Source organism: Spirosoma lituiforme, assembly GCF_054776635.1.
The window spans coordinates 15,613-33,527 of the sequence record NZ_BAAHBO010000015.1 but is presented as its reverse complement, the minus strand read 5'-3'; the positions used below and the strand labels follow the sequence as shown (position 1 = coordinate 33,527).

The following is a 17,915-nucleotide window of genomic DNA, read 5'->3' as shown; positions in this document are numbered from 1 at the left end:
ACACGCTGCCCGGCGTGTTCTGGTTGACCACCAGCGGAGCCCCCACCACCACCGGCGGCTGACCCACAGCGGGATTCGGCGTCGGATCCGGTATCACCGTCACGGGGATGCCCACCGTGGTGGTCTGTCCCGTGGGGTCAGTGACCACCAGACACACTGTCCCGGCGTTGCCCGTGAAGTTGGCCGGCGGGGTGTAGCTGATACACACATTGTTGGCACTGGTGCTCACCACGGCGGCTGTGCCACTGCTGGGCTGGCCGCAGATGGCGGCACTGAAGCTGGTGGTGCCGTTGGGGTCACTCACCGGCAGGCACACCAGGGCCGTCTGGCTGACGGGCACCGTGATGGGCACCCCCGTCACCACCGGCGGCTGGGCCGTGGGAGCCGTCCCGCTCTGGGGGCTCACCACCACTGGTACGGACACCGTGGCCGTTTGACCCGTTGGGTCGGTGACGATCACGCACACACTGCCTGCGTTACCCGTGAAGTTGGTGGGTGGAGTGTAGCTGATACACACATTGTTAGAACTGGTGCTCACCACCGCGGCTGTGCCGCTGGCGGGTTGACCACAGATGGCCGCACTGAAGCTGCTGGTCCCGTCGGCATCGCTCACCGGCAGGCATACCCGGCCCGGTGTGTTCACGCTGGTCACCAACGGCTGACCTGTCACCACCGGCGCGTTCGGTGGCACCGGGGCCGCATTGAGCTGCAAACGCACCCGGGCCGTATCGCACTGGGCGGGGTTAGCCAGCGAGCAAATCTGATACACAAAACTGTCCTGACCCGTCGCACTGCTACTGGCCGTGTAGGTCACCGTCCCGTCGGCGTTCACCACCACTGTGCCCTGGGCGGGCGCACGGGTGATCACCGGCAGACTCACTGTCGTCAAACTGGCGGGAAGACCCGCTAAATTGGTGTCGTTGCTCAGCACGGGCAAGGTTGTGCTGGTGCCCGAGATCAGAGTGCCGCTGTCCGGGTTAGCCGACAGGGAACTGGGTACGCTGGCTGGTATCACCGTCACCGGTACTTGCACGACGCTGGTCAGACCCGTGGGGTCGGTGACCACCAGGCACACATTGCCCACGTTGCCGCTGAAGCCATTCACCGGCACGTAGTTCACACACACGCTGCCGGTGTTGACCACGCTGGCCACGCTCACACTGCCCGAGCTCGGTTGACCGCATACGCTCACCGTGAATGAACTCGTCCCGTCAGGATCACTCACCGGCAGACACACGCTGCCCGGCGTGTTCTGGTTGACCACCAGCGGAGCCCCCACCACCACCGGCGGCTGACCCACAGCGGGATTCGGCGTCGGATCCGGTATCACCGTCACGGGGATGCCCACCGTGGTGGTCTGACCCGTGGGGTCGGTGACCACCAGACACACCGTCCCGGCGTTGCCCGTGAAGTTGGCCGGCGGGGTATAGCTGATACACACATTGTTAGAACTGGTGCTCACCACGGCGGCCGTGCCACTGCTGGGCTGGCCGCAGATGGCAGCACTGAAGCTGGTGGTGCCGTTGGGGTCACTCACCGGCAGGCACACCAGGGCCGTCTGGCTGACGGGCACCGTGATGGGCACCCCCGTCACCACCGGCGGCTGAGCCGTGGGAGCCGTCCCGCTCTGAGGGCTCACCACCACCGGCACGGACACCGTAGCCGTCTGACCCGTCGGGTCGGTGACGATCACACAAAGGCTACCCGCGTTGCCCGTGAAGTTGGTGGGCGGAGTGTAGCTGATACACACCTGGTTGCCCCCCGCGCTCACCACGGCGGCCGTGCCGCTGGCGGGCTGACCACAGATGGCCGCACTGAAGCTGCTGGTCCCGTCGGCATCGCTCACCGGCAGGCATACCCGGCCCGGTGTGTTCACGCTGGTCACCAACGGCTGACCTGTCACCACCGGAGGATTTGGCGAACAAACTTTGTAACCGATTGGCGGAGAGAGTCGGGCGCAGGCATCGTTAGTCGAAATGACACTGATGTTTTGACCAACGCTATACGGGACTGCTGTTGTTGTATAACCTAGTGCGTAAACAAAATAAGTACCCGCAGCAACATTCGTAAAAGATGGCGTGTTGCTGGCCTTAATGATGTCCCCCGAAGCATTTGTCAGCAAGTAAGACAACGTGGCGGTACCCATCGATGCACCTGACGCTGTTACCGTAACTGTGCCATCCTGACTGTCGCATGTAGCATTCGTTGAGCAAACGCTGTATGTGACGGGAGCCGACGAGTATTGCACACAGGCATTCCCGTTGGTCACCGAACTTATTCCCTGCCCTACCGAAAAAAGCAGCGTACTACCCCGATAACCAACGGCATAAACCTGGTAACTACCTTGTGCCACATTCGTAAATGTCGGCGCTTGACTATAGTTCAGAATGACGCCAGCTGGATTGGTGATCACATAGACCAGATTTGCCCCGTTCATAGCACCGCCAGAAGCTGTTACCGTAATTGTGCCATCCTGACTATCACATTGGGCCGTTGCCGTTTGAGGAATTAGCAGAAGTAGGTAAATCAGTGCGCAAACAGTTCGCAACACTGTCGTTAACCCACATCTGACCAATCCGCCTGTCGGCAGGGGATAGGAGAGAGTATAATACTTCCTTGTCATAACTTGGGCGGTTTATAATAATCCTCGCCAGACTATTGCCTTGACAGTCTTTTAAAGGACCGATTGAGCAACAAGACCATTGATTATTTTGATAAAGTTGGCAACGTAAACGGAGGACAGGTAGATTGCAGACAGAACTGCGCGGGTGAGGGCTGCTGGACAGTGCCATTCGTAGCGACAAAGGATCCACGAGATGCATTGAGATACCCGGCTACTGGTGTCACATCACTCAACGTTGCGTTATCATCGACGATGACCGTATACGTACCATCTGTAATACCAGTAAAGGTGAAGCTACCGTTCGATGCTATTGCTACCACCTGTTGGGCTACCGCTGGTGTTGCTGTACTGATCAGCTTAACATAGAGCGGAGTTGGCAATCCACTCAGACTTTCACCCGCATCGGCGGTGCAATTGCCATTCAGATCATTGAATACAGTGCCCGGCCCGGCCGTGAGCGTCGATGAATTTGGGACCACCGTGAAGCTGGTAGTGGCTGCTGGAGAGGGGCCTCCCAGATTACTCGCTACTGCGGTAATCGTATGTGGCCCTGTCGTCAGGGTTATGCCAGGGCAAGACCAGGCACCACTGGCGGTTGCTGTCGTTGTGCACAATGTAGTGCCATTCTCCCCTACCGTCACGCTCGAGTTGGGTGTTGCGGTACCGCTGATGGTGGGCGTAGTGGTCGTGGTTGTGCCGTTGACTGGGCCTAAAATAGCAATAGTAGCCGGTCCCACTACGGTAAAAGACGTAGTGGCGACTGGTGAACTTCCGGTTAAGTTGCTGGCAACAGCTGTCAGTGTATGTGGCCCGGCGCTGAACGGTGTCGGGTTGGAGCAACTCCAGGTACCCGCAGACGAGGCTATAGTTGTACATATCGTTGTGTTGCCCTCCCCAACGGTGACACTAGCGCCGGGCGTAGCCGTACCACTAATAGGTGGATTGGCGTTCGTTTGTGTACCGCTTGCGGGACTTACGAAACCAATCGTTGGGGCAATGCCGCACAAGCCCCCCGGGGTGGTATAGTTAATCCGGTAGACGTCTTCACCAGCATTCAGTGCATCGCCGATGTAGTTTTTATAATCACCTCCGCTGAAACCGGCCGCGCTGGAAGATGGGTCCGTTGTATTATCGAAAAGACGAATACCTGGCAAACAAGTACCTGTTACACCAAACGTAAAAAACAGCGTTTCCTGTCCGCTGACGAGAGCCGTGTAGTTACCAGCGGTCGCAATGCCGTGGAAATCATTGCTGGGGTCAGCCGTGGGGGCATACACTTTCGACGCATCACTCCAGGCTCCTCCATTGACTGACGTGACCGTCAACGCATTGTCAGCCACACTTGCCGGTAAAACAACCGTAATTTGTGTACCGGCACCGACCCCAAAAGCAGGGTCGGTGAAGTTAGGACGTCCATATACTTCGTATAGACTAGTTGTTGTATTGTACTTCAGAGTAAGGTCTATTCGATTTTGCGCAACGACCTTATGCCCGCCCCATCCAATAAGAGCTATCAGGACCAGTAGTCCATTTACTAGTACGTTTTTCATGATCTAAATAAATTGGGTGAGTACTAAGGAAGTTGTTGAAGAAGCAAGTCGTAGTTGTACACTTTCGTATTGTTCAGCGGGTAGTTCAGCACATTGCTCAAGATAAAAGCACCGTCATTACCCGAACCGATGTACAAGGACCGGCCATCCAGATTAACATCCCCAATAAAATACCCGTAGGCATTGCTGAAGTTATAGGCAGCCGCGCTACCCGAGTAGTTGAGTACGTTCGACAGGATACCCGGCAAATCTGTACCAGAGCCAATGTATTTGACCTTGTTGTTGTGGACCGAGTTGCCAGCCCACAAAGCCCGTACGCTAGTGCTGCCGACAGTAACCGTACTACGCTCTACGGCATCGTAACCACTGGTATTCCAAACCTGGACATCGGTCATCGTATTGAAATCGACGGTCGTACTGCTTGGAACTGTAATCGCTTGCGCGGTCATGACACCCAGGTGATTGCGGTGGCGAACTGATACGTAATAATCGTCGGCTGAAATACCCGTTAATTTGAGACCACTCTGTCCGTCGGAATCCAGTACGCTTCCGTCGCGCAAGACCAGGGCCGAACGGCTGTAGCTTACCAGAGCCGGATTCGTTTTATTCCGTAACTCGACAAATACCCAGTCCACGATTGCTTTGTCGCCTGTGGTGGTCGTCATCGATGCAGGAATCGTCTGAAGCTCTGCGTTATTTACCTGGGTAAAGACGGATGTATACGGAGTCGTCCGATACGGATCATTCAGAGGCAGGTACCCACCAGACCGAAGATTATCCCGCATTAATGGAAGATTGTTAGCTCCAATCGTTCCCCCATTGCTATACAAGGCCCCCTGTAGATAGACACGAAGATCAAGGCGGCTGCAACCGCTGGCGGCAACGGCCAGCGTAGCCGTATAAGGAGCCGAGGTACAACTTCCCTGTGAGTAGCTGAAGTTCGTGTAGTTACCCGTGCCCAGGTTACTCAAAGTGGCTTTACCACTGTTGTCCGTAACGAGTACGGCGCTGGTTGCAACGCCATCTCTGGCGTACGAGAGCGTCGTTGAAACGTTTGAGGCCAGCCCCGTAATTTCGATGCGGCCATCGGTAGCCGTGCAGCTGGTAGGATTGAAAGACGCGACGTTAGCAGAGGTCAATACTGTTGGTGTCGGATCGCTCAGCGTTACCGGACCAACATAAGGAGCCGAGGTACAAGTACCCTGCGTGTACGTAAAGTCGGAATACGTGCCAGCCAGTAAGCCGCTGATGACGGCTTTACCGTTGGCATCCGATGTCACGCTAGCCGACTGGGCCGTGTTGTTCCGACGGTAGGTAATCGTTGTTGACGTACTAGCGGCCAATCCAGTAAGTTCGATGCGACCATTAGTCTGTCCACATTGTGTTGGATTGATACCCAGAACATTTGACGAATTTAATACCGTTGGTGCTGGATTGCTCAAATAGATCGGTCCCCCGTAGGTTGTTGAGGTACAAACGCCCTGCGAATAACTGAAAGCGGTGTATGTACCCGACAGCAAGCCCGAAACGATAGCCTTACCGGATGCATCCGTTGTCACAGCGACGACGGCCGGTGTTCCGTTCAGCGTATAATTGATCGACAGGGATTGATTACTTCCCAGGCCGGTAATTTCAATTCGACCCGTGTTACCACCACAAACGGCCGGGTTGATGCCCGTGAACTGGGAAGCGATCAATTCGGGTTGCTGTAGATTGATAGTTCCCGCGTAAGCAGCCGATGTACAGGCGCCGATCGCGTAGGTAACGTCGGAATAGCTGCCCGACGATAGATTAGCAATGGTTACCTGGCCTGATCCATTCGTAATGGCACTGACCGCTGGTTGGGCTACACCATCTTTCTTATAATTGATCGAGATCTGCTGATTGGCCGCCAGACCCGTAATGTCAATCCGTCCATTGGAACCCCCACAAAACGTAGGCGCTTTACCTGTAACGTTCGACGCCGTCAACGGGGCCAGACCCGGATCGGAGATGGCTACCGTGCCGTTGTAAGGCGCCGAGGTACAGGCACCGATGGCGTAGGTGATAACACTGTAATTGCCCGCACTCAGACTTGGAATGATTGCCTGCCCTGACCCGTTGGTGGTAACAGTGGCGGATCCATTGACCCCGTTACGCTGGTAGGAGAGGATTACATTGGTGTTAGCCGAAAGACCCGAGACCGTAATCGACCCATCAGATGCTCCGCACGATGTCGGATTGAGGCTGCTGATGCTATTGCTCGTGAGGGCAACCAGGCCTGGGTCCGTCAGGGCAACACTGGCCGATGACGGAGCTGAAGTACACCCGGCTGTCTGAATGGTAAAGTTGGCGTAATTTCCTGCTGACAAACTCGAAATGGTCGCTTTGCCGCTGCCATCTGTAGAGACGTTAGCTGATCCAGCTACTCCATTCTTCGTATACCCTACCACAATACCGCTTGAGTTGGCCGGTAAGCCCGTAATCTCAATCCGCCCGGTGGTACTGCCGCACGATGTTGGGCTGTACCCGGCCAGTTGTGAACTGGTTACGGCAGCCGGCGTTGGATCGACCAATGTTACACTTACCGAAGAGGGAGCCGACGTGCAGCTTCCCTGGCTGGCGGAAATGGCCGAATAAACACCCGCCGATAAACCGCCGACCGTTACCTGACCTGATGCATTAGACGTGTACACGCCCGTTGTGGCGGCACCACCATTTTTGCTGAATCCGATCGTATACTGCACGGATGGCGCCAATCCATTGATCGTTATGCTGCCGGTACTGGTAGCGCAACTAGTTGGATCGGCGGGGGTTATGCTCGTAATAATGGGTTGATTATTGACTAAAACCGTGTACGTAGCGGCTGCCGATGTACAACCCGATGCCGTTTGTGTGACGGTATACACCGCATTGCCGGCGCTGGTTGGTGTGGCGGTAACCGTCGATCCGGTGGTTGACGAAAGACCTGGTCCCGAAAACGTGAAACTGCCCGACCCACTGGCGGTCAGGGTGATTGACTGGCCTAAGCAAATGGCTGACGAAGCTGGACTAGCCGTTAGTGTTGGGGTACCCGGGGCTGACGGATCACTCAAACTGGCCGTCTGAGCCACACTGGTACAACCCGAATTGCTCACCGTAATGTTGGTATAACTACCCGAAGCCAGTCCACTCAGCGTGATCTGGCCTGATGCATTGCTGGTCAAGGTAGCCGTATTGGCCGCTCCTCCGTTGAAGCTATAGCTGACCAGGTAGGACGTTGAGGCTATCAATCCGTTCAAGGTAAGACTACCAGTAGCCGTACCGCAACTCGTCGGGTTACTGGTGCTTATACTGCTGATAACCGGTTGTGGATTAACGGTGATGGCCGTGGCCGTTACGGCTGTTGTGCTACAGCCATTGCCGGCATCGGTGACGACGACGGTATAATTACCCGATGCGGACACCGTTGCGTTTGAAACAGTAACTGCACTACCTGTAGCCGAATAACCGTTGGGCCCGCTCCAGGCGTACGACAGCGCACCGACGGCACCCGTGGTGGAGGCACTTAACGAGATGGTACCCCCGGCACAAATCGTACCAGATGTTATCGAAGCGGTAGCCGCAAGCTGGCAGGCAAGGCTACCAAACGTATAGGCAGCATATGTATCGGGCGTGATGTTGTTGGCAGTAATGGTACCCGTACCCGTTAATGTACCCGAAAATCCGCCAGCCCGGCCCAGATTTACCCACTGGCTGCCATTCCAGCCAACAATAACAAGCTGATTGGGATTACCCCCTGTCAGCGTATTTACATTGCTGGCGGCATTCCAAGTCAGCGTAATGGATGCGGCAGCACTGCCGTCAATATCCCAATACTCAACTGTGCTGACGGCCTCAACACCAGTACCCCGTGAAGCAGTAGCGAACGGTGCACCCGTGGGTAGCGTAGCCGAACTGGGATTCGTTGAAAAATAAGCAGCCCGGTAATTTGCAGCCGTACTGGCCGACGCGATACCCGCCGACCGATACGAGGTTCCGTTACCAATAGGGAAGGTAAAGGCAGCATGTCCTGCTTCTTCGGCATACCCATTGACATGAGACGCGTCCGACGCACCCGTGTGCGTTGCGCTCACGGTAAAGTAGATGTTGTCGCCCGGTAAGCTACGGGGCGTAATAACATAGCCGGTGTTGAAGTTCAGGTTATTATAAACGCCCATATGACCACCGGGGTGGACCTGTACGGTACCATCAATCTGGCTTTGGGCCTGAACCAGTAGCGCCCAGCACCAAAGCAGGGTAGCTAAGTAGAGATTTCTCTTCATAAGGGGATATAATTGTTTAAAGCAAGCGTGTTTTACGCGACGTGAGCGTAACAGAAAAAGGTACTAAACAGAATTAGCATGTAAAAAATACGCCCATCCCAGACAAACCGGGACAGTAGAGACTAGGCAACTTTTTTATAAACTGACGACGTTATTGCCGATCTCTATCTGCGCTCATAGGATTGATAGTTGATGCAGACGGTTAGCCAGCAACAAGTTCAACAGAGACCCGAACTTCAATCTTTAATATAAACCTTTGACAGTCAATACATTAACACAAAAATTGACTTAAAACTTGTTTTATGATAGTTGAATTTGGTTAGCACTATTATTCCTAGCCGTGTAACGGCTGTCCAGCCCGAAGGATAGAGCTATTGAGTGCGATTGCCTTCACCCCGGACCGCCATTGCGGGGACCGGGGATATGCCGAACACAAATTGCTGCCTCGAGGATTAAGAGGTGAACGTACTCTATCTCACATTTGTCTAGTGTTTACGCGTTTGGGTAATGACCACGGGTACGCAGACAGTCGGTTTGCAACAGTTGCCCTCTATAAATATGATGGGGCAGCAACCCTGTTGCGGGCAGGTACCATTGGCGGCCCGATAAGTATACGTTCCCAGGCTGGTAACCAGGTAGCTGGTTGAGGTAGCGCCAGTTATGGCAGTCCCATCTTTGTACCATTGAATACCGGCATAAATATTTGGTAACGATATTGTATATACGTCTCCCGCACAGAAGCTGATCGGTGTCGAAAAACAGGCCACACCCAGATCATCTTCACTCGGATTTCTGTTGCCCGGTGTTGAGTCGGGATCCTTCTCGTTCACCTTACTGATTTCGGCCGTGTTGAACCAGGTTCCCTCGGCAATTACTTTCACCGTGATCACCAGTTGTACCGAACCGCCCACGGGCACGGTCCCGATTGTCCAGATACCCGTTGATGCATTGTAGGTACCCGTTCCCGTTGCACTCTGGAACTGCACACCCGCGGGCAGGGAGTCTCTCACTTCTACACCCGTAGCCGGAATGCCGCCTGTATTTTGCACGGTAAGGTTGTAGGAAATCACGTCGTTCAGAACGGGTTGCGCTTTGCTTACCGTTTTTGTCAAATTCAGATCGGTGCCCGCTGGTGCACCAATCGTGATGTAGATCCAGGCCGTGGTGCAGAGGGTCGGGTTTAGTTGTTTGCACACCTGGTACTGAATACTGTCCCGTCCGGTGTAGCCCGTTTTGGGGATATAAGTGAAGGTACCATCGGTCCGTAGCGTAACTGTTCCGTTCTTAGGCCCAGTCACGGGTGTGGTTGTAACCACCAGTGGACCAACCTGGTCGTTGGTAATAACATTTCCCGAAACCAGTGTATTAAATGATGTCGTGTACGAATCGCTGGCGGCCTGAATGGAGCAGTACTGGGGCAAACAGACCTGTAGGTTACCAAAGATTTTAGCCGAGGTCACGTTCAGCAGTGTATAGCCATTGGGTAACTGCGTGTTCGCGACGTATTCGTTCATACCCGTAATCGGGAATGTGGTGTCGGTATGCCACCGTAGCCCGAAACAGTTGCTTTGTACCACCTGTGTATTAACAATGTCGAACTGAATGCAGCTAACGGTAATCCAGTCGGTACCGACGAGTTTGGCCCCGTTCCCGCTCCCCCCGTACACTGTGTTTACGGAAACCGTACCCAGGGTTGGCCCCACCGTACTGCCGTTAAGATTCTGCTGATTGTAGCGAATGTCGCTGGCGGGTGCCTGGCTGGAGAAATTCTCCTGGCTAATGATCTGCGGGTTTCGGATAATCTGCGAATCATAATCGAATCGGTAGTTCGCATCGCCCATCAGAAATGTACTGTCGGCACTATTTACTTTCACCTGAAGGCGTATAACTACTTTTCCAGTGGCACAATCCAGCGATTTCACGTTGAACTGAACTGAATATCGACCTTTCTGAGCCAGGCATAGTCCGGGCAAAGTCAGTATGAATACTAAGTAAAGAAATTTCCTCATAGCCTGGCGGTTGATCGTCGTTTTAGTCCTGTCGAATGTCTTTGCCAGGGTAAGACGCAAAGTTTATGACAAGGCAAACCAACCGTACTCATTTTTAGGCTTTCCTTACATTAATTGTAGTTTTGGTACTCTGAATAAGCACGCTTGATAGTTGAATAGAATGAACCGCGCTTGCTCTGACGGAAAGCTAGATTTAAGGTTTTTAACAGTACAGCAAAGTATACATGAATACCCCTTTTCACTATACGATTATAAGCTCTTGGTACATAATTTGCCCATATAATTCATGATTTGCCAGTCAAGCCATTCCGGGTCAACTACTTTCTGGCAACAAAAGTGCTATGCGTTTTTTTCAAGGCTTTTAACCAACGTCCCTGGCTAATTTTGCGAGAGTTTCACCTACAGAATTTGCGCTCGGTATTTGGGTAGTTTTTTACCAGCTGCCCGGCCCGAATATTCTGCAAGGCAGGGCTATTAAGTCCTGCCTTGCAGGATGAGTAAGAATAGACATTTGTTGGTCCGCTGGTAAATTAAATACCGCTAAATCGTAACCTTCGTCCTGCACGACTCGTTAAGTTTGTAATCTATAGGCAATATAGCTTAGTGTAGTAAAAAGTTACTCAACGACGAATACAACCATGTCTAATGATCATTCAGTAAGCAGACGCCAAGTACTTGGCGGACTTGGCAGCGGATTAGCCGCCACGGTGGTAGCCGCTCCAGTATTTGCCACCTCTTCGCCGGGGCAACCCGCGAGCACGGTGCCCCCAGTCTCTCTTGTCGACCCAACCACCAAATACCCAAAACCGCCCTTTAAGGCCCAGCCGCAACCCTGGCCGGGTCTGGCCAGCAAAATGGATCCTCGCCCTGATCACGGGGAAACCAGCTACAAAGGATCAGGACGTTTACAGGGCCGAAAAGCGTTGATTACCGGCGGGGATTCGGGAATGGGACGGGCTGCGGCTATTGCCTATGCCCGCGAAGGAGCCGATGTAGCGATCAATTACCTGCCTGCGGAAGAATCTGATGCAAAGGAAGTTATTGAGTTGATCAAGAAAGAAGGTCGAAAAGCAATTGCCATACCCGGCGATCTTCGGGACGAAGCCTTTTGCAAACGCCTGGTCGACGAAGCCGTGAAAGGGTTGGGTGGCCTGGATATTCTGGTCAGCAATGCAGCCCGGCAACAAAGTCGGGAATCGATTCTTGATATTTCTTCGGAGGATTTCGACGCGACGATAAAGACCAATATTTATGCTCCCTTCTGGATCATCAAAGCCGCGCTACCTCACTTACCGGCTGGATCATCCATCATCGGAACAACGTCCGAGCAGGCTTATGATCCGTCGCCCAACCTGTATGATTATGCCCAGACGAAAGCGGCTACGATGAACTTTGTTAAATCGCTGGCGAAGCAGCTCGGTCCGAAAGGAATTCGGGTAAATGGTGTTGCGCCAGGCCCCATCTGGACACCTCTGCAACCCAGTGGCGGAGCCACCCAGGAAAAACTAAAAACGTTCGGCGGCAACACGCCCCTGGGCCGTCCCGGACAGCCGGTAGAATTAGCGTCGATCTACGTGCAGTTGGCGGCTAATGACGGTAGTTATGCTACAGGCCAGGTATATGGTGCCGCCGGTGGTGGTGGACAGCCGTAACAATTGTATGGCTATAAAAAGCGAAGCCGCGTCTGGTTATTACCGACGCGGCTTCGCTTTTTATATGGTGCTTGTTGAACAAAAGGCAAGCTTGTAACTCCTTTGTTTGGGTTTGCTCAGGGGCGAATCTGATGCATAAAGAAACGCAAAGCCTCAGCGTGCACATCCAGATCGTTGGGGTAGTCGTGTTTACCGCCGATAACTTTCAACAAAACAACGTCTGGTTTTCCGGTACCCCGATAGGTGTACCGTTCAATGGTTTTGCCATCCTGCGGGTCAACATCGGGTAGTGTTTCCAGAATGGGTTTGCCCTGGTAGTGAGCCAGCCCAGCCCAGTAAGCCAGCGTGCGGTCAGTCGATAGAACGACGCCCATATCCATGTTCTTGCCCAGAACGACCCGCCCTCCGGAGTACGGGTTAATCGGATCCTGGGTACCATTGATGATCATAATCGCCACTGGTTTACCCGTTGGTACGCAGTCCATGTTGGTACTGTCGGGCAGGTTGGCAATGATGGCCGTAACCGCCCGAAATGCAGCGGGCATCGTTAGCGCCAGTTTGTAGGCCATGTGTCCCCCACCCGACGTTCCGACCACGAACACCTGGTCGGTGTTGATTGCGTAGCGCTGGTGAAAATACTGAATCATTCCCTGAAAGAAAGCCTCTTCGTTTACGTCTTCTCGGTTAGCCTGAGCGGGCGAGGCTTTTCGGCATTCGTTCCAGTAGCGTTTGTAGCCATCCGGATACACAACCAGCGTATTGGCCTGCTTGGCCTGTTGTTCCATCTTTCCCGTTACCTGCATCATGCCTTTTCCATCCCCGCCAGACCCGTGCAACACAAATACGAGACTGGGTTTGGTAAGGGCGGTCGTTGGCGGGTTGAAATGAAACACCCTGTAGTGCCCTTCAATGAGCAGCGAATCATGCTTTAGCTGGGCTACGACCGAATGCGATACCAGGCCCGATAGCATCATTCCTATGGTTAACAGCTTACGAGAAATAGAGGTAGACATGAGTATAGGCGGCATGGCCAGGCTGCGAATTAACGATTAACGATAAAAGAATAAGTCCCCGACCCAAGCGGAATACTGACCAGTCCGTTTTCCTGACTGACTCCTTTCCAGGCAGCAATGGATTTCCCGTTTTCACGGATCTGGCTTATCCTTTCAGCGGGTAAATAAAGTGTAGCGCTGGTATTGGCGGGGATACTTGTTTTGTAATGCCAGTTCGCTCCCGCCCAGGCCCACTCGCTACTGATCCGGCCGTATACGGAATCATAATAGCCTTTGGCGAATGTCATTTTTTTGCCTGGATCGGGTTCGGATCTTAAAACAATCTCTTTGAAACCCGCCTTTTGCGGATGCCGTTGAATGCCCAGCGAATGCCCGTACATCCAGGCAGCTACAGCCCCGAACGAGTAATGATTAAATGAGTTCATACTGTTGTTGCCACCAAATCCGTTATCGACCGTATAGGAATTCAGACGCTCCCAAATAGACGTTGCCCCGTTCACCACCGAATAGAGCCAGGAAGGATAATCCTTCTGCTGCAGGAGTTGGTAAGCCGTGGCCGAATGACCGCTTTCGGAAAGGGCATCGGTAATTGAAGCGGTGCCGATGAAACCGGTCATCAATGAATAAGCGGGCCGTTCGACACCTTCGTCATCTTTGTTTCTGCGCGCAATAGCTTCGTTGAGATGGGCACTGGCAAAGGGTTTGTTCTGGTCGGCAAACACGTTTAACGCCAACGGTATAGCATACGATGCCTGGGTATCGATCAACTGCCCTTTATCCGATTTCTGCGTCTGCTCCTGCTGGCTGGGTGGCCCCATGAAGCCCGTTTTTACGCCCGACTTTACGGTTTTGTGCGTCGCTTTATCCAGGTAGATGTCGTTCCAGGTGGCCTTGATATCAATATGCCGCTTTGCGAATAGGGCCGCGTCATCGGGCTTGTTCAGGAGCGTGGCCACCTTCGTCATAATGTCCAGATCATAGGCAAAATAAGCCATCCAGAACAGGGTATTATCATTTTTGTTGCCCTCCGGACTAAGCCAGTCACCCAACGGCCCTTCGTTCAGGATACCCGTATCCTTATCGACCTTTGTTTCCAGAAACTGGATGTACCGTTTCATGGCGTCGTAATGTTCTTTCAACAGCTGTACGTCACCGTACTGGCGATACGTTTCCCAGGCCACTACGATCCCGGCGCTTCCCCAGAGGGTACCCCCAAAGCCACCACCCAGCGGAGCCACATCGGTGAAACGGCCGTTTTCAGCCTGTACGTCACGCATGGCCAGCAGGTGCCTTCTCAGAAACAGGTCGGCGTTGGTCAGGTACGTAGCACTTTTCGAAAAGACTGAAATATCTCCGCTCCAGCCCATGCGTTCATTACGGGCCGGGGTATCAGTGGGGATGGAGAGAAAATTGCTCCGCAACGACCAGGTGATGTTTTGCCACAGTTTATTAACCAGTTCATTCGAGGTTTCGTACTGCGACGATAGAGCCGATATAGAACTGATTACCAAGCCCTTCACATCGGCTACGGGAACCGCCTGATCAACGCCGGTCAGCTCCAGGTACCGGTAGCCGTGAAAAGTGAACCGGGGCTGTATCAGTTCATCGCCCCCTTTCAATGTATACTGATCCTGCGTGAGTGCGGCCCGGATGTTCTCCATCATGACCATACCCGTATTGTCCTTATAATCGGCCAGATTGGGGTATTTCACTTCGGCGTACCGCATCGTGATTATCTGTCCTTTTTTACCCTTTTTGATTCGTATCTGCGGAAAGCCGACCATATTCTGCCCCATGTCGTACACGAATACCTTCGGGCGAACTTCGGTTACGTTCTGGGCGGGCATGGTTTTTACCGAACGGGCATTATCACCCAGTTGCCCGACGAGTTTAAAATCAGTATAATCCAGCGAGGAAGGCCGGCCCATAAAATCGGTAAATGTTCCTTTGTAGGCCGTTCCCTCCAGCGGCACCTCTACCGCCGACTTCCAGCCCGCGTCGGTATAGGCAGGCGTCGACCAATTGGTCACCAGCGCTTCTTTTGTCGCATCATACACTTCGCCCTGAAAAAACGAGCCGTACCGTACGGGCCCATCGGCAAAGAATTTCCATTGGTTGGGGTCTGACACTATAACCTGCTCGGTTCCATCGGTGTAGGTAATAACCAGTTTGCTCAATAACGATTGCCGGTCGCCGAAGTAATTCCAGCTTTCGCCACTGTAGGTAATATTGCCACTCCACCACCCTTCGCTGAGCCACGCCCCGATCGCGTTCTTCTGCCCCGCTTTCAGTGCTTTCGTCACTTCGTACGTCTGGTACATGTGGTGCTTGTTATACTGGGTCAAACCGGGGTTGAAATAGTCGTTGCTAACTCGATTTCCGTTCAGGTATAGTTCGTAAATACCCCGCGCCGTAACGTAAAGCCGGGCGCTGGTAATGGGTTTCGATTGGGTCGTAAATGTATTTCGGAGCATGGGAGCCGCATTCCGGCTGGGATCGGCCGTAATCAATGCTCCTCCTTTTACCGCATATTGTCCGTTGCTCACGGACAGATTTTTCGACGAGAAAATGCCTTTGTAAGGCTGGCTGTCCAGCTTTTCTGTGAATAACGCATTGGACGGAAACCTAAAATTCCGGATTTCTACCTGCGAGAAATGGGCCGATTGGTTCTCGGGTACACTAAACCCAATATCGGCTACCATCGGAAAGCTGATGAAGTTGTTGCCGCTTCCAACGGGGTTGAGATTGATGCCCCGGGGGCCAAAACGGGACGGTGGCCCTTCCGAATTTTCCTTAAGCTTATTAGCCTCTTCCTGCCCATCCACGAACAGCTCGAACAGACCAAAATTACAAGTAACCAGCACCGTGTGTTTCTCGTATTTATTGGTCTGGTTGATGAGTTGCTGAGGAATGTCGAGGGTTTTGAACGGTCTGTCGGCCCGGTCGGTTTTGGCGTACCCAACCCGGTAAATATTGAGACGTGCCACGCCAGCCGGGGCATCCGTTACAGACGAAATATCCAGTTCGAAAGCGATATAACTCTGATTCTTTCCATTCGCCATGCCCATTATGTTCAAGTCCTTGTTCATCAGCCGGCGGTCGTTAGCACCCAGTACAAAGGCGGCTTTTCTGGATTCGGTGTCTCTATCCAACTGAACGCCGAATTGAGCCTTGAAAACCGACAGATAATGCGAATAGAGCACCAGATCTGCATCTCCCCCGCCTATCCACCTGGCTCCCGACCAGGCAGCCATCGTCGGATTCATCAGGCCGGTTTCAAACCATGACGCCTGGGTGGTCATCTTGCCAGTGTTATCCCAGACCACTACTTTCCAGGCATAGCGAGTAGTAGGCCGGAGGGGTTTACCAGCGTACTCGATACCATGTGAGCGATCTGAATTCACTTTTTTTGAATCCCAGACAAGCTGATTTTTCGAATCCGTCACCAGAAGCTGATACGCTGTTTGCGCGTAGTTTCGCCGGGTATCCAGCGCTTTCATCTGCCACGAAAAATGGGGCGTTGCCTGGTCTATTCCCAGGGGTGTGGGCTGGTAATCAACGGCTAACCCATCAATAGAAACATCAGCAAAGACGGTTTCGGATACCGACAATAGGCAGAATAAAAACAGGAGAAGTAATTTCATATTGACTAATGGAAAGACCCTGAACGGTCCATCAATGGCGTTTAAATACCCGAGCATATACATTCGCAAACTACTATATTTTCGAGTAATTGTCTAAGTTCAGTCGACTATTCAGGCTTGAACAACGTCAAATGCACGATTACAAGCGACGGATTTGCTCAGGCCCGGCGTTGATTTGCGTTGTATAATATTAGTCTGTCTTACCTGGTCGGCTGATCAGGACGCCAGTATGGTTCCGGCGCAGCGATGAACTCAACAGGAACCTCCGAGATGAATCCTTTCACCCAGTCGGCGCAGTAGTTCATACCCGCCTGTTCGGATAGAAGATGTCCAATGATAATCAAAGCCTTTTTCTGGCCGGACGTGATGGCATCCTGCACATACTCAACCAGTTCCCACTCGTGCGTTTCCCCAATGACCAGCACATCAGCCTGAGCCAAGTACGGTACGCCCGGCATCAGGCTAACATTTCCCCAACTGGCCATCACCCGCCTGATTGGTAAGTTTGGATCGCCAATGACCCGCATGGTGCGAGCCCCTAATTTGGTGCTTATTCCCTGGGCGAAACGAGCCAGCGAGGTTTCCGGAAATGTAAACAGTTTGGGGGTTTGCGGATCAGCGTTTTTTTCCCAACCCAATTGCCGGATCATTCCCATGGCGATACCATCGGGCCGGTGTCCGTGCCAGTGGTCGTGAAAATGAAAAACAGCCATGTTATGCTGCTGGATAAAGTCGCGTTTTAGTAAATAGAGCGCGTCTTGCTGAACAGGTTCGGTGCGGTCCTGATGCGAGTAATAGGTTGGCTCATGCGTAATAACCATGTTGAGGCCCTTGCCAGCGGCCTGCTGGAGCACATTCAGAGTAGCCATCATGGTAACGGCAACGCCTGTAACGGGAATTTCCGGTGTACCGGCAATCAGATTATCGACGGTCTGCTCACGCCAGGGAATACCCACATTAGCCTTAACACGATCAATGACCTGACCAACCGTAAGCGATGGCAAGCTCAAGGGTCTGGCTACGCTGGCAACGGTAAGGCCCAATGAGGCCATCAGAAACGTACGGCGGGATGGATTATTGTTTGGCATAAGCGGGCAGAACGGATTGCAGTTGTTTACGTTGCTTAAGCCACTAACCCAGG

General features: G+C 53.1%; 8 protein-coding genes. 1 reads left to right on the top strand and 7 read right to left on the bottom strand.

The annotated features are described in order from the left end of the window. The 4 genes from ACYU87_RS26530 to ACYU87_RS26515 all read right to left on the bottom strand — a co-directional run. A partial coding sequence (locus tag ACYU87_RS26530) for an Ig-like domain-containing protein (RefSeq protein WP_461137030.1) occupies positions 1-2,623 on the bottom strand: 2,623 nt, incomplete at its 3' end. An 83-nt stretch (positions 2,624-2,706) separates the two neighbouring features. Beyond that, positions 2,707-4,173: an Ig-like domain-containing protein gene (locus ACYU87_RS26525; RefSeq protein ID WP_461137029.1), complete on the bottom strand. Its 1,467-nt coding sequence runs from the start codon at positions 4,171-4,173 to the stop codon at positions 2,707-2,709. A 23-nt stretch (positions 4,174-4,196) separates the two neighbouring features. Then, positions 4,197-8,456 (bottom strand): beta strand repeat-containing protein, encoded by a 4,260-nt coding sequence (locus tag ACYU87_RS26520; RefSeq protein ID WP_461137028.1) that lies wholly within the window; start codon positions 8,454-8,456, stop codon positions 4,197-4,199. 485 nt (positions 8,457-8,941) lie between these two features. After that, positions 8,942-10,465 carry an Ig-like domain-containing protein gene (locus ACYU87_RS26515; RefSeq protein WP_461137027.1) on the bottom strand — a complete coding sequence of 508 codons (1,524 nt, stop codon included), beginning with the start codon at positions 10,463-10,465 and terminating at the stop codon, positions 8,942-8,944. A 638-nt stretch (positions 10,466-11,103) separates the two neighbouring features. Between ACYU87_RS26515 and ACYU87_RS26510 the strand changes: the two genes are divergently transcribed. Further along, positions 11,104-12,117, top strand: a complete 1,014-nt coding sequence (locus tag ACYU87_RS26510; protein ID WP_461137026.1) for an SDR family oxidoreductase — start codon at positions 11,104-11,106, stop codon at positions 12,115-12,117. 116 nt (positions 12,118-12,233) lie between these two features. Here ACYU87_RS26510 and ACYU87_RS26505 read toward each other — a convergent pair whose 3' ends face one another. The 3 genes from ACYU87_RS26505 to ACYU87_RS26495 all read right to left on the bottom strand — a co-directional run bounded on the left by ACYU87_RS26505 (position 12,234) and on the right by ACYU87_RS26495 (position 17,862). After that, the gene (locus tag ACYU87_RS26505; protein WP_461137034.1) at positions 12,234-13,091 is read right to left on the bottom strand and encodes a CE1 family esterase; all 858 of its coding nucleotides are present in this window, start codon (positions 13,089-13,091) and stop codon (positions 12,234-12,236) included. Between the two features lie 68 nt (positions 13,092-13,159). Continuing rightward, a complete protein-coding gene (locus ACYU87_RS26500; RefSeq protein ID WP_461137025.1) occupies positions 13,160-16,774 on the bottom strand; it encodes a family 78 glycoside hydrolase catalytic domain in 3,615 nt (1,204 codons plus the stop codon). 200 nt (positions 16,775-16,974) lie between these two features. Then, positions 16,975-17,862: a Nif3-like dinuclear metal center hexameric protein gene (locus tag ACYU87_RS26495; protein ID WP_461137024.1), complete on the bottom strand. Its 888-nt coding sequence runs from the start codon at positions 17,860-17,862 to the stop codon at positions 16,975-16,977. Between the last annotated feature and the right edge of the window lie 53 nt (positions 17,863-17,915).

Coding starts and splice junctions, on each gene's coding strand:
- ACYU87_RS26520 (WP_461137028.1), bottom strand. CDS start 8,456: ATGAAGAGAAATCTCTACTTAGCTACCCTGCTTTGGTGCTGGGCGCTA.
- ACYU87_RS26515 (WP_461137027.1), bottom strand. CDS start 10,465: ATGAGGAAATTTCTTTACTTAGTATTCATACTGACTTTGCCCGGACTA.
- ACYU87_RS26505 (WP_461137034.1), bottom strand. CDS start 13,091: ATGATGCTATCGGGCCTGGTATCGCATTCGGTCGTAGCCCAGCTAAAG.
- ACYU87_RS26510 (WP_461137026.1), top strand. CDS start 11,104: ATGTCTAATGATCATTCAGTAAGCAGACGCCAAGTACTTGGCGGACTT.
- ACYU87_RS26495 (WP_461137024.1), bottom strand. CDS start 17,862: ATGCCAAACAATAATCCATCCCGCCGTACGTTTCTGATGGCCTCATTG.
- ACYU87_RS26500 (WP_461137025.1), bottom strand. CDS start 16,774: ATGAAATTACTTCTCCTGTTTTTATTCTGCCTATTGTCGGTATCCGAA.
- ACYU87_RS26525 (WP_461137029.1), bottom strand. CDS start 4,173: ATGAAAAACGTACTAGTAAATGGACTACTGGTCCTGATAGCTCTTATT.